The 19,529-nt window shown below is 59.8% G+C and carries 17 protein-coding genes and 2 pseudogenes; 14 read left to right on the forward strand and 5 right to left on the reverse strand.

Features of this window, described 5'->3' with window-relative positions; translation table 11 throughout:
• Positions 1-54 precede the first annotated feature (54 nt).
• Complete coding sequence (locus BB934_RS34735) at positions 55-303, reverse strand: DUF3422 family protein (RefSeq protein ID WP_099514376.1); 249 nt, start codon at positions 301-303, stop codon at positions 55-57.
• 360 nt (positions 304-663) lie between these two features.
• Between BB934_RS34735 and BB934_RS34740 the strand changes: the two genes are divergently transcribed.
• From BB934_RS34740 to BB934_RS34775, 7 genes are all read left to right on the forward strand, one after another.
• Complete coding sequence (locus BB934_RS34740) at positions 664-1,674, forward strand: ABC transporter ATP-binding protein (protein WP_099514377.1); 1,011 nt, start codon at positions 664-666, stop codon at positions 1,672-1,674.
• A 41-nt stretch (positions 1,675-1,715) separates the two neighbouring features.
• On the forward strand, positions 1,716-2,999 hold the full coding sequence (locus BB934_RS34745) for an ABC transporter substrate-binding protein (protein ID WP_099514378.1): 1,284 nt from the start codon (positions 1,716-1,718) through the stop codon (positions 2,997-2,999).
• 73 nt (positions 3,000-3,072) lie between these two features.
• The gene (locus tag BB934_RS34750) at positions 3,073-3,951 is read left to right on the forward strand and encodes an ABC transporter permease (RefSeq protein ID WP_099514850.1); all 879 of its coding nucleotides are present in this window, start codon (positions 3,073-3,075) and stop codon (positions 3,949-3,951) included.
• Positions 3,952-3,955: 4 nt separating this feature from the next.
• On the forward strand, positions 3,956-4,858 hold the full coding sequence (locus tag BB934_RS34755) for an ABC transporter permease (RefSeq protein ID WP_099514379.1): 903 nt from the start codon (positions 3,956-3,958) through the stop codon (positions 4,856-4,858).
• 4 nt (positions 4,859-4,862) lie between these two features.
• A complete protein-coding gene (locus tag BB934_RS34760) occupies positions 4,863-5,594 on the forward strand; it encodes an aspartate/glutamate racemase family protein (RefSeq protein WP_099514380.1) in 732 nt (243 codons plus the stop codon).
• Between the two features lie 160 nt (positions 5,595-5,754).
• Positions 5,755-6,456, forward strand: coding sequence for an IS6 family transposase (locus BB934_RS34770; protein ID WP_099514381.1), 702 nt, complete (start codon positions 5,755-5,757; stop codon positions 6,454-6,456).
• A gap of 127 nt (positions 6,457-6,583) precedes the next feature.
• Complete coding sequence (locus BB934_RS34775) at positions 6,584-7,633, forward strand: IS110 family RNA-guided transposase (protein ID WP_099514147.1); 1,050 nt, start codon at positions 6,584-6,586, stop codon at positions 7,631-7,633.
• A 444-nt stretch (positions 7,634-8,077) separates the two neighbouring features.
• Here BB934_RS34775 and BB934_RS34780 read toward each other — a convergent pair whose 3' ends face one another.
• Positions 8,078-8,908 (reverse strand): cytochrome c, encoded by an 831-nt coding sequence (locus BB934_RS34780; protein WP_099514851.1) that lies wholly within the window; start codon positions 8,906-8,908, stop codon positions 8,078-8,080.
• Positions 8,909-8,926: 18 nt separating this feature from the next.
• Here BB934_RS34780 and BB934_RS51195 point away from each other — a divergent pair, with 18 nt between their 5' ends.
• On the forward strand, positions 8,927-9,145 hold the full coding sequence (locus BB934_RS51195) for a diguanylate cyclase domain-containing protein (RefSeq protein WP_157934507.1): 219 nt from the start codon (positions 8,927-8,929) through the stop codon (positions 9,143-9,145).
• Positions 9,146-10,301: 1,156 nt separating this feature from the next.
• Here the strand turns inward: BB934_RS51195 and BB934_RS34790 are convergent.
• From BB934_RS34790 to BB934_RS34800, 3 genes and pseudogenes are all read right to left on the reverse strand, one after another.
• A pseudogene (locus tag BB934_RS34790) lies at positions 10,302-10,856 on the reverse strand (cellulose synthase operon protein YhjQ/BcsQ); the annotation flags it as partial.
• 56 nt (positions 10,857-10,912) lie between these two features.
• Positions 10,913-11,613 (reverse strand): annotated as a pseudogene (locus BB934_RS34795) (IS6 family transposase).
• 324 nt (positions 11,614-11,937) lie between these two features.
• Positions 11,938-12,933, reverse strand: a complete 996-nt coding sequence (locus tag BB934_RS34800) for a LacI family DNA-binding transcriptional regulator (RefSeq protein WP_099514383.1) — start codon at positions 12,931-12,933, stop codon at positions 11,938-11,940.
• Positions 12,934-13,220: 287 nt separating this feature from the next.
• On the opposite strand from BB934_RS34800, the gene BB934_RS34805 reads away from it, so the two are divergent.
• The 6 genes from BB934_RS34805 (at position 13,221) to BB934_RS34830 (ending at position 19,476) form a co-directional block, all read left to right on the forward strand.
• On the forward strand, positions 13,221-13,925 hold the full coding sequence (locus tag BB934_RS34805) for a 6-phosphogluconolactonase (protein WP_099514384.1): 705 nt from the start codon (positions 13,221-13,223) through the stop codon (positions 13,923-13,925).
• A complete protein-coding gene (locus BB934_RS34810) occupies positions 13,912-14,691 on the forward strand; it encodes a sugar isomerase domain-containing protein (RefSeq protein ID WP_099514385.1) in 780 nt (259 codons plus the stop codon). Before BB934_RS34805 ends, BB934_RS34810 begins: the two co-directional genes overlap by 14 nt.
• Positions 14,688-15,839, forward strand: coding sequence for an N-acetylglucosamine-6-phosphate deacetylase (locus tag BB934_RS34815; RefSeq protein ID WP_099514386.1), 1,152 nt, complete (start codon positions 14,688-14,690; stop codon positions 15,837-15,839). Before BB934_RS34810 ends, BB934_RS34815 begins: the two co-directional genes overlap by 4 nt.
• Entirely contained in the window at positions 15,836-17,125 is a 1,290-nt protein-coding gene (locus BB934_RS34820) for a neutral/alkaline non-lysosomal ceramidase N-terminal domain-containing protein (RefSeq protein WP_099514387.1), read from the forward strand. The genes BB934_RS34815 and BB934_RS34820 overlap by 4 nt, the downstream gene beginning before the upstream one ends.
• A gap of 157 nt (positions 17,126-17,282) precedes the next feature.
• Complete coding sequence (locus BB934_RS34825) at positions 17,283-18,518, forward strand: extracellular solute-binding protein (RefSeq protein ID WP_418294809.1); 1,236 nt, start codon at positions 17,283-17,285, stop codon at positions 18,516-18,518.
• 70 nt (positions 18,519-18,588) lie between these two features.
• Positions 18,589-19,476, forward strand: a complete 888-nt coding sequence (locus BB934_RS34830; RefSeq protein ID WP_099514389.1) for a carbohydrate ABC transporter permease — start codon at positions 18,589-18,591, stop codon at positions 19,474-19,476.
• Positions 19,477-19,529: the final 53 nt, after the last annotated feature.

Genomic DNA, 19,529 nt, shown 5'->3' on the forward strand with positions numbered 1-19,529 from the left:
CGTTGCTGGTCTCTGACGATTTTGTAGATGTATCACCTCAGTGCGATGTGCGAGCTAACGGAGGTAGCTGAAGAATGTGTCCTCAGCCGCCAACTCAGTGACCAGCCGCGCCAAGGCTTGCGCGGCGGAAAGCAGTTCCTGCTGCTCTGCCATCGTAACGTCGATTCCGGTCCGCACTTGGTCGCTGGCTCGTATGGTTCGCTGCGGCAAGCTTTCCAGCCTCTCGGCGGTCGAGATCAAGATCCGCATCGCAGGCTGGAAGCGGCGGTCCATGAACCCGGCGATCGTCTGCAGACCGGACATCCGCTCCCCAAATCTCCGGTCAGCCGTTCAACGAGGCTTTGGTGAGCGTAGGTCAGATGAAAATATTAATCCATCGCAGCCGACAAATGCTCAACCGAAGGTGCCAGTCGGATTGAGCGATCAATCTACTGTCGTTGTAGCCCAACAGGAACTTCGCCTCGGCCGCCAAGGTAATCGGCAACCGCCACTCTCCATAACCTTGGCGCCATCCATTGATGTGTATCGTAGTGCGAAACGTATAGGCGGTTGCCTATTCTTTGCTCATCGCAAGATCACAAATGAACCTGCAGCTAACTGGCTAAGCAACGACAGATAAAGCTATAAATACGATGCTGAGTTGTGGCAGCGCCCGAGGTATCAATGGTTCAAAAGGCCAGCCGTGGCGAAGTTGAATTCGTGCAGACGGTGAAGGCCTACGGTGCCTCGGTCGCAGTTGCCGGCATCGACCTTAAGATACCTGCTTCGACGTACTGCTGCCTCTTAGGTCCGTCTGGATGCGGGAAGACCACAAGCCTGCGCATGCTGGCAGGGCATGAGGCGGCCACTTCGGGCGACATCCTCCTCGACAATGCGAACATCACTCTGATGCCGCCAGCCAAGCGCGGAACGGCAATGATGTTCCAAAGCTATGCCCTCTTCCCCCATCTAACCGTGGCCGAGAACGTCGCCTTTGCCCTCAAAATGAAACGTGTGCCGAAGGTCGAGCGCCTCATAAAGGCACAGGAGATGCTTAAGATCGTCGATCTTGAGGCCTATGCTGAAAGACGCCCTTCACAGCTCTCAGGCGGCCAACAGCAACGCGTCGCGCTTGCGCGCGCCCTGATCACCCGCCCATCGGTGCTTCTCCTCGACGAGCCGCTCTCGGCTCTCGACCCATTTCTTCGCCTGCGCGTTCGGGGTGAGCTCAAGCGACTGCAGAAAAGCCTCGGCATTACTTTCGTGCACGTCACCCACAGCCAGGATGAGGCCTTGGCGCTCTCGGATCTCGTGGTCCTGATGAATGCCGGCAGGATCGAGCAGAAAGGCACGGCAGAGGATTTGTTTACCCGCCCGAGAACAGCCTTTGTGGCTCGCTTCATCGGGGCTCATAACGTCATCGATCTCGGTGACCGCGCGGTTGCGGTCAGAACAGACCGAACGATGCTCGGACGAGACGGCTCTGCGGATGCGACAAGCCGGGAAGTCACAATCAAAACTGTCGAATACGCTGGAACCGGCTTTTCGATCCAACTCGTCGATGATCGTGGCGGCGAACTGACCGCGCTCATGTCCGAGCAGGTCTTTCGCGCCACCCCCCTCACCGAAGGCGAGCGTGTGCTCGCCTCATGGGCTCCCGCCGAAGCCCACGTCCTCGAGGGCGGAGCCCGGTAGGCGATCGAATTCAAACCCAAAGAGGGAAAAAGGGGACTACGATGAAGAAGAACGACGACGCGACGAACTTATCTCGCCGGCAAATCCTGAAAAGCGGCGCAGCGCTGGCAGGCGCGGCCGCCGGAACGGCAATCACGGGCTTTCCGGCCGTTATCGCGGCCGAGCCTGTGACGCTCCGGTACCTTTCGACGGCCACCAACCAGTCCCCTGCCATCGCCGAGAAGGCCGCCAAAGATCTCGGCATTAAGATCGAGTACGTCACGGTCACGACTGACGACGTGACCAAGCGCATCATCACCCAGCCGAACTCCTTCGATCTGGTTGACACGGAGTATTTCAGCCTGCGCAACCTCATCCCGTCGGGCAACCTGATGGGCATGGACGCCAAGAAGATCAAGCTCATTGACAAGCTTGCGCCCGCCATCACCAAGGGCGAGATCAGCGGCAAGAAGATCGGCCTTCAGGGCACCGCGCCAAACAAGGTGATGTATCTGGAGGGTCAGAACGCGAAGAAGTTCGCTGCCTCTCCCACGGAGTGGATCACCCTGATCCCCACCACTTACAACGCTGATACTCTCGGCATCCGGCCCGACCTGATCGGACGCCCCGTCGAGAGTTGGGCGGAGCTCCTAAACCCGCAGTTCAAGGGCAAGGCCTCGATCCTCAACATCCCGTCTATCGGCATCATGGATGCCGCCATGGTCATTGAGGCTTCAGGCAAGCACAAATATGCCGACAAAGGCAACATGACGAAAGACGAAATCGACCTGACCATCGCGACCCTCATCGAGGCCAAGAAGGCAGGACAGTTCCGTGCTTTCTGGACAGATTTCAACGAGAGCGTCAACCTGATGGCATCGGGCGAGACGGTGATCCAGTCCATGTGGTCGCCGGCCGTCACGGCCGTGCGCCTCAAGGGCATCCAGTGCAAGTTCCAGCCGCTCAAGGAGGGCTACCGCGCCTGGGCCTCGGGCTTTGGTCTGCCGAGGACTCTCAAGGGCAAGGAACTCGACGCGGCCTACGAGTTCATCAACTGGTTCCTGTCTGGCTGGGCGGGCGCCTACCTCAACCGGCAGGGCTATTATTCCGCGGTGCTCGACACCGCCAAGGAGAACATGGAGCCCTACGAGTGGGCCTACTGGATGGAAGGCAAGCCCGCCGAGAAGGACATCAAGGGCCCCGACGGCGGCATCTTAGAGAAGGCGGGCGCGGTCCGAGACGGCGGATCCTACGATGAGCGCATGGGCTCGGTGGCGTGCTGGAACTCGATCATGGACGAGAACGCGTACATGGTCCGCAAGTGGAATGAGTTCATCGCCGCCTGAGGATGCGCAAGCTCCGGCATGGCTGAAGCGTTCAGCCGTGCCTCTTCCGTTCACGACTGACGACAAGCAGGCGATGACCCGTCACGCGCGTTGGACCTCCTACTGGCAGGCCGCACCTCTGGCGGCGGTGCTTCTCCTGTTCTTCGCCCTGCCCCTCGTGGTGACCTTCATTGTCAGCTTCTGGAGCTATACGGGCTATTCCATCGAGCCCGACTTCATCTACGACAATTACCGCGATGCCTTTGACCGCTGCATCGTCTCTCTGCCAGATCTCTGCACCACGTTCCGAACCTACCTGTCGACGCTCCGCTTCTGTCTGGCCGTGTGGCTCCTCACCCTCGTGATCGGCTTCACCATCGCGTATTACCTGACCTTCGAGATCCGCACCGCGACGGCCCGCCTTGTGCTGGCGCTCCTATGCACGATCCCGTTTTGGACCTCGAACGTGATCCGCATGATCTCCTGGGTGCCGCTTCTGGGACGCAACGGCCTCGTCAACCAAGCTCTCGTCGGAGCGGGCATCGTGGACCAGCCCCTCGACTGGCTCCTCTATTCCAACTTCTCGGTGCTGCTCGCCTTCGTGCATCTCAACACGGTCTTCATGATTGTTCCCATTGCGAACTCCATGTCGCGCATCGACAAGTCTCTGGTCGAAGCCGCGAGGGATGCTGGCGCGACAGGCTGGCAGATCCTTATGCACATCATCATTCCGCTCTCGAAGACGGGGATCGCCATTGGGTCAATCTTTGTCATCACGGTCGTGATGGGAGATTTCATCACCATCGGCATCATGGGCGGGCAGCAGATCGCGTCAGCCGGCAAGGTCATCCAGACCCAGATCGGCGCGCTGCAGTTCCCGATCGCGGCCGCAAACGCAGTGGTGTTGCTGGCGGTCGTCCTGATGATCATCGCCACGCTCATCCGCTTCATCGATATCCGGAGGGAGCTTTAAGACCATGAGCGAAGGTCGGTCCCGCAGCTTCTATGTCCTGTCGTTCCTGTTCGGGTTCTACGTGCTGTTCCTGTACGGGCCGACGATCACCATCGTGGCCCTGTCGTTCCAGGGACCTGAAGGGGGCATGACCTTTCCCATGAACGGCGTGTCCCTCCACTGGTTCCGCAATCTCTTGGCCGGCATTGGCGTGCCTTATGTGGTCGATGCGCTTCTAAACTCCCTCAAACTGGGGGCGCTCGTTACAGTCCTGACCGTCGTAATCTCATTGATGGCCGGGTTGGCCTTTCGCCGGAGCTTCCGAGGACAGAGCGTGCTGTTCTATACGGCCATCGCGAGCCTGATCCTGCCTTCCATCATTGTGTCCCTTGGCATTGCCCTTGAGTTTCAGATTATCGACCAGAATGTAAAAGCTGTCGGCGACGCCTATGAGGTCGACACGATCCAGAACTTCTACCAGACCGCTATGGGCCTCATGTCGTCGGGTCTCGGAGCTCACCTGACCTGGACGCTGCCGTTCGGTGTGCTGATCATGTTCGCCATCTTCAACCGCTTCAACAGCGCCTACGAGGAGGCGGCGCGAGACCTCGGAGCCTCATCCTGGCAGACATTCACCTACGTTCTCGTACCGATTATCGCTCCTTCTCTCGTAGGCGTTGTCCTCTTCGGGTTCACTTTGTCATGGGACGAGATCGCCCGCTCGAGCCAAGCGGTCGGGGCCGACAACACTCTCCCGCTCACCCTGCAGGGCCTGACAACGACCGTGACGACTCCCGTTATCTATGCCCTTGGCACGGTGACAACAGGGATCTCGTTCGCGGTCATCATCGTGACCGTATCAATCGTTCTCCTCGTACAGAAGCGGCGCTCGCGACACGGGTCCGATGCCGGGAAAGGCTTGCTCTGACAACATGCGGCTTCTTCTCGTCAACCCCAATACCACCTCCTCCATGACGCGAAAGATCGAGGCTGCGGCCAGGGCTGTCGCCCACGAAGGAACGACGCTCTCGGCGGTCAATCCGGTCGACGGTCCCGCTTCTATCGAGGGATATTTCGATGAGGCCTACAGTCTTCCGGGCCTGCTAGGTGAGATCCGGAAAGGCGAAGAGGCGGGATTCCAAGGTTATGTTATCGCCTGCTTCGACGACACGGGACTGGACGCGGCCCGATCGCTCGCGACTGGTCCGGTGGTGGGCATCGGTGAGGCAGCTTTTCACTGCGCCAGCCTCATCGCAGGTCGCTTCTCAGTCATCACCACCCTATCGCGGTCCGTGCCGATCATCGAGCATAATCTCGGGAAGTACGGCCTCGCCGCACGGTGCGCCCGCGTGCGGGCATCCGACGTTCCCGTGCTGGCGCTGGAGGACGCGACCAGCAATGCGCGAATGCGGATTTCCGACGAGATCGAAGCGGCCAAACGCGAGGATCGCTGCGAAGCCGTCGTGCTGGGCTGCGCCGGCATGGCGGACCTCGCGGCGGACCTTTCAGCCCGTCACGGGCTGCCGGTCCTCGATGGCGTCGCGTGCGCCGTCAAACTCGTAGAAACTCTCGTAGGACTGGGCCTCAAGACATCCAAGATCGAAGGGTATGCCCCTCCCCTATCCAAGCCTTATGGTGGCCGGTTCGCCGCCGATGGGTTCTGACCCAGTCACTCTGACGTATCGCGGAATTCGTCCATCGTGACGGAGAACTCCGCCAGGGAGGACGGGCCGAAGCTCGTCGAGATCGCGACGTCGGTGGCATCGCGGCCCGGCGTTGTCACGTTAACCCGGACATGAGAGCGAACGGTGTAGATGGTCCGGCATGAGCAAGCCCGTCAGCTACAAACGCCATCGCTGTCCGCCTGAGATCATTGCCCACGCGGTGTGGTTGTACTTCCGGTTTCCTCTGAGTCTGCGGCTGGTTGAGGAGATGTTGCTCGAGCGCGGGATTCTCGTGTCCTACGAGACGGTCCGCCGCTGGGCTTTGAAGTTTGGGCCGGATTATGCTCGCCGCCTCAGGCGCAAGAGACCAGACCGTCGCGATATTTGGCATCTCGACGAAGTCGTGGTCACGATCTCTGGCCAGAAGCACTGGTTGTGGCGGGCGGTTGATCAGGATGGATACGTCCTGGATGAGATCGTTCAGAGCCGGCGCAACACCAAGGCGGCGAAGTGCTTGCTGAAGCGGCTGTTGAAGAAGCAAGGTTGCCCACCCCGGCGAATGATCACCGACAAGCTCGGTTCCTACACAGCCGCCCAGCGCCAGGTTATGCCAGACGTCGAACACCGCTCGCATAAAGGGCTCAACAATCGGGCAGAGAATTCGCATCTGCCGTTTAGCCGACGCGAACGGGCGAGGCAGGGCTTTCGATCTGCCGGAGGGCTGCAGAGGTTCGTCAACGTGTTCTCTGCTGTCCGCAACCTTTTCGTTCCACCCCGCTCCCGCCGCTCTGCCCGTGCGACCCACCTTCACCGCCTCAACGCCATGGCGGAGTGGAAAGTCGCGGCGAATGTCGCCGCTTGAAGCTGTCATGTGGCCAAATTTGCCTCAATGCGCCCGATGCTGGTTAACGTGATGTCGTGGATGGCGCCCTCCACCAGCGTCGACGTGCCAGAATGGGCATGTTGAAGAACCGGAGAGGATCACTTCCATGTCTGAGATTGCCACGATCGGCCTTGATATCGCAAAGAACGTCTTCCAGCTGCACGCGGTGGACAGGAGTGGAAAGATCGTCCTGCGCAAGGCGCTGCGGCGCAGCCAGGTGCAGGGGTTCTTCAGCAGGCTGCCGCCTTGCCTGATCGGGATGGAGGCCTGCGCGACGGCTCATCACTGGGCTCGGACGCTCATGGCTTTCGGGCATGACGTCCGTCTGATCCCGCCCGCCTACGTCAAACCCTATCTGCGCCGGCAGAAGAATGATGCCGCGGACGCGGCGGCGATCTGTGAGGCCGTCGCGCGGCCGTCGATGCGCTTCGTCCCGGTCAAAAGTCCACAGCAGCAAAGCACTCTCATGCTACACAGAGCCCGCGATCTCCTGATCGGGCAGCGAACTGCCCTGATCAATGCCTTGCGCGGTCACTTTGCAGAGTTGGGCATCGTGGTGGCGCAAGGCGCTCGCAACACGCGCCAGCTGATCGCCTTCCTCCACGAGGAGGCCAATCCAGACTTCCCCGCGGCAGCTCGAACTGCGCTTCAGCCTTTGGCCACGATGCTGCTCGGGATCGAGACGCAGATTGCCAAGCTCGATAAGGCCATTCTGGCGGCCCATCGCAGCGATCCGGTCAGCATGAGACTGGCCGCCATCCCCGGCATTGGTCCGATTGTCGCTTCCTGTCTCGCGGCCAGCGTCCCGGACGCCAGCCTGTTCCAGGGCAGCCGGGAGTTCGCAGCCTATCTCGGCCTCGTGCCGCGGCAGCACTCAACCGGCGGTAAGGCGAGGCTGGGCTCCATCTCCAAGATGGGCAACCGGCACTTGCGCAAGCTGCTGGTCGTCGGTGCGCACGCTGCGCTCTACAGCATGAAGTCTGGCAAGACCAGGACGGCTATGGCTGACTGGGCCCGGTCTCTGCTGGCCAAGAAGCCGTTCAAGGTGGTCGCCGTCGCCTTGGCCAACAAGATGGCCCGGATCGCCTGGGCGGTGATGGCCAGGAGCACGACTTACGAGCCCGGGAGCAAGGGAGTTGCAGCGTCGGCGGCATAGGCGACCAGTTCAAACGATCTGCCCATAGGGCATCCCAGTTGGCACGGTGACGATGAGATGATGTGAAGCCAAAGCGGATATGGACCGCCGGATCTGGCAAACCCGTGACGTTGTCTTGCGTCAGTCGAGCGCGATAATGTGAGAGGGACCAGCTTCCAGCGTAAAACATCAGGGCCGGCGGTCATGAAGCACCGCGTTCAAAGGCCGGAGACATGACTGCACCCGCCCCGCTAGGCCTAAACGTCAACAACAATCACATTGCCAAACGGGCGCCATCCAGACATGACAACACCCTGCTGTGAGCGTCGGTCAGGGTGCGGCGCGGGCTCGGCCCTTGCGCAAGCCGGTCGGCATCGCAACTCTCACGTCCGGTCTATCCATCCGGCGCTGCGGGTCGCCGCAGGCCCGCGCTAGAAGCTTCCGAAACAGCGTCTTGGGAGATATCTAACGTCGCTGTCCGGCCATATAAGCGAGGTAGGCTATGATCGCATCGAGGTCAGTATCACTCACGGCCTCCTGCTCAAACCCTGGCATCCGCATCTCCGGCCATGAACGGAGCGACTGAGGATTCCGGATAAAGGCTTTCAGCGCCCATGGTTGAAAATATTCGGTTGGATTTCGGGGGATGTTGAGGTCCGGCCCGACTGTGGCGTCGCCCGCACCTGACATCCGATGGCAGACCATGCATTGCGTCGCGAAAACAAGCTGTCCCCTACGGATTGGGGATGACGTAGGCACATCATCTCCAACCGCAAGCTGTGGCCACCTTGCTGTATGAGCAGCAACTTTTCTGATCGCAGCAACCTGAAAAGGCCATTGCTCGCTCATGATCCCAGAGGCCGCCGGGTTGAGCCAGACAAGATAGAATGGGCCGGTAGCAACCCCATTTGGAGTTTTTGGCCAGGGTTGGTTGAGCGGCTCAATCGCCAGCCACGGGACAGCACCAGGGCCGGATGCGTTGAGTAGCGCGAACGGCAGGTTCGTCACGAAGCCATCGGTCGCAACAATCTGAAGGTCTCCGTCGAAGGGGATTCTTTCCATGCCCAAAAGACTTCGCAGCGGAACTGCTTGGTAGGTCATAGCTCGGCGGTAGGACACGTCACTTGGAATGTGAATGGTCGCGACATCAGGACGAGCCAAGAGCTCCTGCGTAGTAAGCGTCATCGGTGAGCCGACATCCAGAGTGAGTTCAGCGGCAATGGCCAAAGGGGCAACTAATAGAGAGTTCATGCCAAGTAGAACAAGCAGTAACGACCGGCGAAGTCCCTCAATCATGGCGCAGTGCTTTGTCCTGTGTGGCTGGAGCATGAACCTAGACCTGCCGGGCCTCCCAGGTCAACGAATCTATTACCTTTTTGGAACGTACTGGGTCGACCTCGGCGAAGCTCGCATCGGCAACAGGACGCGCATATCGCCCTGATTGATATCGATTGGCTCAAATCCATCAACAGCCGCCATGGCCACGACGTTGGCGAGTTGGTGCTACAAACACGTTGCATCCCAGTGCTGTAGGAGGCTCAGCCCCGCGGTCACCCTTGGCCGAACCGGAGGCAAAACGCTTCTACTCGGGCTCTAGTCCACCTGAGATTAGACTTTCGTCGGCCGAAATCGGAGCTTGCGGCGTGGAACTCGCCTCCACGTTCAACACCGGGCTCCCAGAGGCCTTGCCTCAGGAAACGACGAACTTCATTCTGCCTTGTGTAGATCGGTCTTGAATGCCGCGGAAGCTGACGGCCGCAACCGCACCAGGGCTAGATAGAGTAAACATCGTCCACGCCTTTGACGCGGCAGCCGCATCAATCCTGCCTTGGATGCCGGTAACTCACCAGGCCGCCGGATGGAGACGTCGCTTCCAACGCTCGTTGCGCCGGAGTTGAACAGCAGCAGCCTGACGCTTCGTGATCCTGCGCCGATCCACTCGTTGCGACCCCGTCACGGGCGCAGGTTCAACCACTTGCGTCTCCGGTACCGTCTCCAATTGGGGCATTGGCTGGGGCACCGTTCCCGACACACCTGTCTCCGAGACTTTCTTCTGTGGCTTTCGTGCCTTCGCCTTTGTGCGCCCAACCTCTTGAGCCTGAACCTCATTGACGGGTGTTGCGGTCACTTCACTGAGAGAAGTATCTGTGTGCCACATGGCTGCCGGTACCATGCGGTCTTCGTCGGGAGCATCATTCGCATCCTCAGTCGCGATCGTATTCAGACTAAATTCCATCTGGCCCTGATCGGACTTCGAGCGCGGCGAACTTTTGCGACGGGCAGGCTCAACAGTTTCAGAGTGACTTCGCGCCGGCTCAAGAATGCTCGGCAGGATGCGTGGAGCAGCCGGCGGCTGAGCCACCAATGGGGGCCCGTTCTCTTGGACACTTGGTGTGATCTTGGCCGGTGTCAATACAAACAAGTGCCTTGGCGGGAGCTGATGACGCTGACCTTGAACGCGGGACTTCTTGATCTCAACCGAGAACGGCTTCGGATTGCGCTTCATTTCATGTGCTGATTATTAATCTGAACGATGATGACCTAAGATCTTATTCGCCGAACGTCAATGCCGGAAACACGTACCCTTTCGGGTTGGGCCTGTGGATTCGCACGGCTTCAGAATATATTCTGTACGAATGCTTCATCGAGACAGCCTCTGATCTCCCTCACGCAAGTCGATTGGACAGATCTACGCCGCTCGTTGGGTGAACAGTCTGTGCAACAGGCGCGGCCTGTCATGCGAGATCATCGTTTCGGTCCTCTCACCCTTCAGCCGTCGAGCTGCCTCACGATAGGCTTGAGCCGCTGCGCTACCAGGGCTGCCCACGGTCACCGGGGCTCCAACGTTAGAGCTGCGCAGCACATCCCCGCTCTCCGGGACGATGCCCAGCAGCGGAATTGACAGGATCTCCAGTACGTCCTCCACCTTCATGATCTCGCCACGCCGAGCACGAACGGGATCATAGCGGGTGAGAAGCAAATGCTTGTCGATGCGGCGTCCCTGCTCGGCTTTGGCTGTTTTGGCATCGAGCATGCCAATGATGCGGTCGGCATCGCGGATCGAGGACACCTCCGGATTGACGACCACGACCGCCATGTCCGCATGCCGCATCGCCAGGGTGGCTCCCTTTTCGATTCCCGCGGGGCTGTCGCAGATCACCCAGTCGAACTGCGCCCGCAACTCCGCGATGATCTGTGCGACCCCGTCCTCGGTCAAGCTATCCTTGTCCTGGCTCTGCGAGGCGTTGTCACGTTAACTGTCGCCAGGCGCGCTGAGGCCGATTTGGTCGCCGGACAGGCTCAAGCAGCAATGTTGGCCATAGCCTTCCATTCCGCTATGGCGCTGAGGCGGTGGAGATGGGTGGCAGAGGCGGAGCGGTGGGAGCGGGGTGGAACGAAAAGGTTGCGGACGCCCGAGAAGATACTGACGAACCGCTGCAGGTACCTGGGTGATCGAAAGCCCTGCCTCGCCCGTTCGCGTCGGCGGAACGGGAGATGCGAATTCTCTGCCCGATTGTTGAGCCCCTTGTGCGAGCGGTGCTCGACGTCTGGCATAACCTGGCGCTGGGCGGCTGTGTAGGAACCGAGCTTGTCGGTGATCATCCGCCGGGGTGGGCAACCCTGCTTGCGCAAGAGACGCCTCAGCAAGCGCTTGGCAGCCGTGGTGTTGCGCCGGCTCTGAACGATCTCATCCAGGACGTATCCATCCTGATCAACCGCCCGCCACAACCAGTGCTTCTGGCCAGAGATCGTGACCACGACCTCATCGAGGTGCCAGATGTCGCGGCGGCTTGGCGTCTTGCGCCGGAGGCGGCGCGCGTAGGCTGGTCCAAACTTCAGCGCCCCCGGCGGACAGTTTCATAGGACACGACGATGCCGCGCTCGAGCAACATCTCCTCGACCAGCCGCAGGCTCAGAGGAAACCGGAAGTACAACCAAACCGCATGGGCGATGATCTCAGGCACAAAGCGATGGCGTTTGTAGCTGATAAGCTTGCTCATGCCGGCCTGTCTACACCGCTCGATCTCATATCCGGGTTAACGTGACAACGCCCCTGAACGGTATTAGGCGCTGGGCCGAAATATTGTGGCCCTGCTCAATACCTACTTCATCCAGAACGCGGCTTCGCATTCAAGCGCTTCCTTCGTTGGCTTTCCAGTTGAAAAACAGCAAACCGGATCCAAGTGTTTAACAACGGAGCAATTAAGGCCCCCCCGGAAAAGCGATGGTCCTTTAGGGCAGGCCGCCAACTACTTATAAACTTAAGTGCAATATTATTGATCAACTTCTGCGCGCTTAAGGTTTGAGTGGCGAAAACTTTATCGTCACTCTTTGTGGCCGGTGGTTGTATTGCGGACGACTAAGTGGGTGTCCAACACATAGCGAATGTCACGAGCTGACTGGCTTTGCAGCAACTCGACGAGCAATGACAACGCTGCCTTGCCGGCCTCTACCGACCTGTTCGACACCGTTGTCAGAGAGGGATATGTCGCGGCGCCCAGCACATCGTCACACCCGATAACCCCGAACTGCCCAGGGACACTGATCTTCCGATCCGCCAGTCCAGCCAGAATCCCCTGCGCTGTCAGATCATCAAATGCGATCGCAGCCGTCGCTCCCGTAGCCATGATCGCCTCTACGGTCTCACGCCCTGCGTCATAGCTCGGTACGACCGCGGCTACTATATCGACTTTCAATTTCAGGCGCTCAGCTGACTTACGCACGGCAAGTCGGCGCTGCTTATTTGACCATGATGCCGCCGGTCCGGTGACATAGACGATGTGCCGGTGTCCAATTTCCGCCAGATGGGCAACCGCCTCGCGCACACCCGAACCGCTATCGATCAGAACACGCGGAATACCCTCGACATCCCGATTGATCAGAACCAAGGGCCGTTGGGCAGCGTGGGCTCGGATGCGTTCGTCTGACAGGCGCGACGAGACGAGGACGAGCCCCTCGACCTGGCCTGCGAAACGACCCACGAGTTTGTCTTCCTGCTTTGGATCCTCATCCGAATTGCCAAGAAACACACAAAAATCCGACCGATCGGCCTCCATCTGGGCGGCCCGGATCAAAGGCGGGAAGAATGGATTGGCGATATCAGGGACAATCAGCGCGACGTTCCCATGGCGTCCGGTACTAAGCGCGCGGGCCGTCTGGTTGGGTACATAACCAAGCTTCTCGGCAGCATCGAGGACGCGCCTGACCGTCTCAGAGCTCAACATTTCCGGACGAGTGAAGGCACGAGAGACGCTGGAGCGGGCGACACCCGCCGCCTCCGCCACGTGCTTGATAGTCAGCTTCTCTTTCTGCCCACTCACCGTTGCCCCTTTATTGCCAATCGCAGGCAGGCAGTACCGGCCATCTCATTCAAGTACAATGTCCAACCTCTTTCAGGATGTGATCATGCTAGTCTGCCCGTTGACATGCAACCGGTTGCAGGGTCTAGTTCATGCCATTGCCAGAGTCAGAGTACAAGAGCCCACCTCATCTCTAGGCAGGCCATATTGAGGCTACTGTGACGGATACTCATACCCAGCCCCCAGCCCCATCGAGCCCTCGCACCGTCGACTGGCTTCGTGTCGAGAGCTTCCGGACGCGAGAAGAGATGGGGGCCGCCAGCGCCAAAGCGATTGCGACAGAACTCCGAGAGCGGCTAGGCCGCCAATCGCAAGTGCGAATGATTTTTGCTGCCGCACCTAGCCAAGCAGAAACCCTTCGTCGCCTTCGGGAGGAGCGGAGAATTGACTGGGACCGAGTAACGGCCTTTCATATGGATGAGTACATCGGTCTTCCGGCTGATGCACCGCAGCGTTTCGCCCATTGGCTCGATGCCGCCCTCTTCGATCATCTCCCCTTCACGGCTGTGCATCGCATTGTTCCCGAACCAGACCCGGCGGCGGCGGCGAAGGCTTATGCGTCTCACCTTGCCGATGCGCCGATCGATATCGTCTGCCTCGGGATCGGCGTGAACGGTCATATCGCTTTCAACGATCCCCCAGTGGCAGATTTCCAGGATCCACTTGACGTCAAGCTTGTCGCTCTTGATGAGACCTGCCGCCAGCAACAAGTCGATGATCAATGCTTCGCACGTTACGATGACGTTCCTGAACGGGCATTGACGCTGACGATTCCGCGCCTCCTGCGAGCGGATCGCCTGTTTTGCATCGTCCCAGGCTCTACGAAGCTGGATGCCATTCGTCGGACCCTCTATGGGCCAATAGCGATCAACTGTCCGGCCAGTATCCTGCGTCAGCAGGCCCATTGCACGCTTTATCTTGATGCGGAGTCCGATCCCGATGCCGAACGGTGATGTCATTGACGCCGATACCCTCTGCGCCGCCTATCTCGCTTCTGCAAAAGACTTGATGCAGCGCATCCTGACGGAAGAACGCGCCGCGACCGACAAGGCCGCTGCTCGTCTTGCCGATCAAATTGCGGCTGATCGGCTGATTCATATCTTCGGTCCAGGCGGGCATTCCAACTTGGCTTCGCAGGAGGTATTCTTCCGTGCGGGAGGCCTGATGCATGTCAGCGCCATTCTTGACGAAGGAACCCTGCTCTCCAACGGGGCTCTACGTTCCATGGCAATTGAGCGCACGCCCGGTTATGGCAAGGTCGTGATCGCTAACCAGCGTCTCGGCCAAGGTGACCTTCTCATCCTCGTGAACGCCTATGGTATCAACGCGGCTCTGATCGACTCCGCCATTGAAGCGAGGGCTCGCGGCGTCTTTCTCATTGGCATCAGTTCGCGCGAGCACGCGAGCAGTACCTCACCGGAACATCCTGCCCGTCATCCCACGCGTCAAAACCTGCATGACTTGGTTGACATCGCCGTGGACACCAAAGTCCCGATTGGTGACGCGGTCGTTCAGGTTCCCGGCATGAGCCAGGACATTGCTGCGATTTCAACTTTTGCCAATGCTTTCGCACTCAACTGCTTGGTAATTCGCACCGTATCAAAGCTCATTGAACGCGGTATTGAACCACCAGTGTGGCGGAGCGGCAATGCTCCAGGTGGCGACGAAGCCAATGCGCGCTTCATTGCGAATTTCCACAATCGGGTCAGAGCTCTGTGAACCCGTCAGGCGACATTCTCGGACGCAACCCTGCGACCGGTGGGACCATCGCCATTACGGTTGAGGACGGTGTCATCGCCGCGATCCGGACTACGGATGAAATAAGTAACGATTATGTCGCCCCTGGCCTGATCGACCTGCAGGTGAACGGTTTCGCAGGCCTTGATCTTAATGACGGAAAGCTAACGCCTGAGCGAGTGAAGACCCTGGCGGACCATATGCTCTCTGTGGGGGTCACGACCTTTCTGCCGACCCTTATCACCGCGCCAGAGGCTGACATTGTCCGCGCGCTGACAGTCATCGCGGAAGCCCGCCGCCGCTTTCCAGTTGTGGCCAGGATGGTTCCGTTCGTTCACGTGGAAGGCCCCTCGATTTCACCGCTTGAGGGGCCACGCGGCGCTCATCCTGCCGCGTATGTGAGATCGCCCTCCATTGCCGAGTTGGAGCGCTGGCAGGAGGCCGGCTCAGGCCTCGTGGGTCTTGTCACCTTGGCCCCTGAGCTACCCGGAGCAATCGATTACATCTCGGCTCTCGTGCGCCGCGGCGTCCATGTTGCGCTCGGCCATACGGCCGCCTCGCCAGAGGAGATCCACGAAGCCGCCGCGGCGGGGGCAAGCCTGTCCACACATCTGGGCAACGGTGCCGCAGCAACTCTGCCCCGGCATCCTAATTTCTTATGGAGCCAGCTTGCGGATGACCGACTGACTGCAACCTTTATTGCTGACGGCCATCATCTCCCGGCCGACACGTTCAAGGCAATGGTTCGGGCCAAGGGTTTTGAGAGGGCTATCCTGGTTTCAGACGCGGTTGCGCTCGCTGGCATGCCGCCTGGTCTTTACGAGCAGCGTGTTGGCGGCAGTGTCGAGGTCACAACCGACGGACGTGTCGGCATCGCCGGCACACCATATCTCGCTGGCGCAGGACTACCGCTCTGCGCCAATGTCGCCATAGCCATCCAAGCGGCCGGACTGACTCTCAGCGAAGGTCTCAGGCTTGCAACGGAGAATCCCGGCCGCATCATTGGCGGCAGAGGCCGTCTCGCCGTTGGCGCCCCGGCCGATCTGATGCAGTTCTCTTGGCACGAGGGGCAGCGCCGGCTAAAGGTCTCCGCCGTATGGCTGCGAGGCGAGAAGGTATTCTTCCTATGATCAGCGCCGGGACAGCTCTGGTGGACATCACGCCTCCGGCAGGGCTTGCCCTCTCTGGGTTCGCGGCCCGCACTGAGCCTGCTCTCGGCGCGCACGATCCTCTGACAGTGCGCGCCGTCGTGGTGGAGAATACCGCCCTCGTGGTCGCCGACGTGATCGGCCTTCATGGCGACATGGTACGGCGCATCCGCGAGCGATGCGTGCTGCCCGCCGACAATGTGGTCGTCGCAGCGCTGCACACCCACGGTGCCCCCAACTCCATGATAGGCCGTCTGAGCAACCAGGCCGACACTGCATATCTTGAGCAGTTGGAAGCTGCATGTGTACAGGCCATCGACAAGGCAGTCTCTTCCGCGCGACCCGCGCGTCTGACGGCCGGATGGGGCGCAGATCCCGGTGTCGCCCGAAACCGCCGCCATGCCGGCGGCACAATCGATTCTGCCCTGCCGGTTCTGCACATCCGGGATGCGGCCAGTAATCCGATTGCGGTGATCGTAGCCTATGCCTGTCACCCGGTAGTGCTCGGTGCCGACAATCGGCTTTGGACGGCTGACTACCCGCATTACGTGCGCCAGCGCCTTGAATCTGCCTATCCCAGAGCAATGGCCCTTTTTCTCACTGGGTGCGCGGGCGACGCCAACACCGGTCACTCCGCGCATGCCTCGATCAGCCTCGCGACCAACGCGAATCGCAGCTTTGAGTCGGCACAGGTCTATGGCGAGCGGATTGCCGCCGCAGCATGTCAAGCCGACGGAGCTCCACTGGGAGAGCATGTCTCGGCGGCAACCCGAACCTTGCACGTGAATCTTGAGCGGCGCGAAGCAGAGCCTCCGAAGGTCATGGCGGAACGCTGGTACCATGAACGGAGAACGGCAGATGCGGCTCGTGCCGCATTACTCACTCACTGGATTTTCTGGGCAACGGAAATCGCAGGCCGCCCTCTGAGGCCTGTCGAGATGCGCGTCTCGGTATTGAATTGGGGTGGTATGCCGATTGTCGCTCTTCCCGGAGAGATTTTCGCGGAAACGGCGCTTCAAATCCGCCAGGCGATGCCGATCGATCCGGGTTTCGTTGTCGGCTTTGCTGACGACAATCCCGGCTACATCCCCCCAGCATCCGAATATGCATTCGGCGGATATGAGGTCGATGAGGCGCACCGCTTCTATGGCCAGCCAGCCACATTCGCACCCGGATCGGCGGAGTCCTTGGCGGAGGCCGCCATTACTCTTCTTTCCGGCAGGTCGGAGCAAGGTAACCGTCCTGCCGAGCCCCAGGGCGCGGCTTGACCCGCAACCGGTTGCATGAGAACCTTTCGTTAGCGAGCATCGACACCATCAAAAACAGGGGAACGGAATGATCGACGCGCTCAGTTCTGCTACCACGACTTTATTGACACGGCGTCCTGGCCACGCCGCTCTGCTAGGCTTGGCCGTCGGAGCGTTCATGCTTGCGGGAATGCTGCCTGCCCCAGCTCAGACCGTTACGGTCTGGAGTGGTTATCCGGAAATGGCGCCATTCTACGAGCATGTGGCTCAGAGTTTGAAAGCGAAGCATCCGAATCTCAACGTGAAGGTGGAGGCGATTGCCCTTCGCGAGCATGAGAAACGCATTGCTCTCGGCCTTACCTCCGGCGTTGCCGGTGCAACGGTGATCGAGCTCCAAGGCTCCACCGTCCGCCGCTATCTCGAGAATGACCTCCTGCCGAAGGCTCCTGATGCGGTGGCCAATTTCGTCAAGGACAAGGCCAATTTCGACGAGTTCTTCACATCGAGCGCGAGCTATGAGGGTGCTGTTTATGGCCTGCCCCTGTTCCGCGGACAGGCTGCGCTGTTCTACAACACCGATATGTTCAAGGCGGCCGGACTAACGACGCCACCCAAGACAATGGAGGAGTACACGCAGTACGCCGAGAAGCTGACAAAGCGGGGGAGCGATGGCAATCCGACTGTTTCCGGCTGGAGCCTCCGCCTCACCGGTGGCGGGCAGGGCATCGCTGAGAAGTTCTGGATCAATCTATTCCAATATGGCGGCTCAGTGCTCGAACCTGCGGCTGGCGGCAAGTGGCGCGCCAACTACGCCAACGAGGCAGGCCGCGCGACGCTCAAGCAGTACCTGCAGAACGTGTATGTTCTCAAAAGCGTCACACCCGAGATGCCGGCGGACGCAGAGGCTTTTGAGCGCGGGCAGACCGCCATGTTCATCCGCGAATCCTGGGTGATCGGCGATATTTCCTCCAAGGCGCCTAACCTCACCTACGCTACCGCCCCGCTGCCGCGAGGCTCCATCGCCCTGCCGACCAATCTCTATGTGAAGGCCGAGGGCGCCGACGCCAAGGCGGCCTGGGACTTCGTCATGGCCACCAATGAGCCTCAGAACCTGACGTGGCTGCTCAAGAATGTCGGCTGGCTGCCGAATCGCTCCGGGGTGGACTATTCCAGCGTGACTAACGCAACGCCGGCGTTCAGCGCGTTCGTGAACTATCCAAAGGACTACAAATTCTTCACTTTGCCCTCGATTGGACCGATCGAGGAGGTTCTGACGCGGCTGGCCGCCCAGCTCACCAATGCTTTTCGCAATGCGTCTCTGGCGAAGGATGATGCGGCCATCGATGCCTTCCTCAAATCGGCGGCGGACGAGACCAACCAGATCCTCCGCCGAGAAGGTCTTCTCGGACAGTAGCCTCCGCTCTTGCGTAGACTTGCGTCGTCCGGTGTACGCTCGTGCACCGGACGGAGTTTGAAGAGGTATCCTGGTGCAGCGCAAGAGATGGATGTTCCCGCTTTTCGCAATTTTGCCGACATTGGTGATCTTCGCCTATGTCCGGATTTATCCCATTGGCGATACCCTGCGTTTGAGCCTACACAAGTGGGATATTCTGTCGAAGAACAAGCCGTTCATCGGCTTGGCGAACTTCGAGGAGCTCACCGACGATCCGCTGTTCAGGGAGGCGCTGCTAAATACAACCGTCATTGCATTCGGCGTTCTGATCATCACCATCCCGCTGGCACTGGTCCTGGCCGCTCTCATCTATCACCGCACGCACTCTCGCTTTGCCGGCTTCTATGAGGCAGCGATCTTCATTCCGCATGTCGTATCGCTCGTGCCTGCTGCCATGGCATGGAAGTGGATCTTCGACGCCCGTCTCGGCCCGCTGAACGCGCTGCTTACCAATGCGGGATTCGCACCGAAGTCCTGGCTCTTCGACCCCGTCCTCTCGGTAATATGCGTCATTGTACTCTGCTCGTGGCAGGCTCTTGGCTATGCCGTCATCATCTATCTTGTCGGTTTCAAGAGCCTGCCGAATTCACTCTACGAAGCGGCCGAGCTCGACGGCGCATCAGCCCCCCAGCGCTTCTGGTATCTGTCGATCCCGCTGCTCAAGCCGATCACGCTGTATGTTTCAGTCGTCACCCTGGTGTCCGGCTTCAACGTCTATGCTCAAGCCTTCGTACTGGCCTCCGATGCACAAGGGGCGCCAGGACGACAAGTGCGCGTTCTCGTGCTCGACATGCTTGAGAACAGCTTTCGAAATTACCGCGTCGGCTATGCCGCCTCCGAGGCAGTAGTGTTGCTGGCGATCGTTCTGGTCCTGACCCTGATCCAATTCAGGCTGCTACGGGAGAAAGGCCGCTCATGAGAGCCTTTCCCGAAATCCCTGTGAGGCGCAGCGTGTCCCGGCAGACGAAAACA

It is taken from the genome of Microvirga ossetica (assembly GCF_002741015.1).
Classification (GTDB): domain Bacteria; phylum Pseudomonadota; class Alphaproteobacteria; order Rhizobiales; family Beijerinckiaceae; genus Microvirga; species Microvirga ossetica.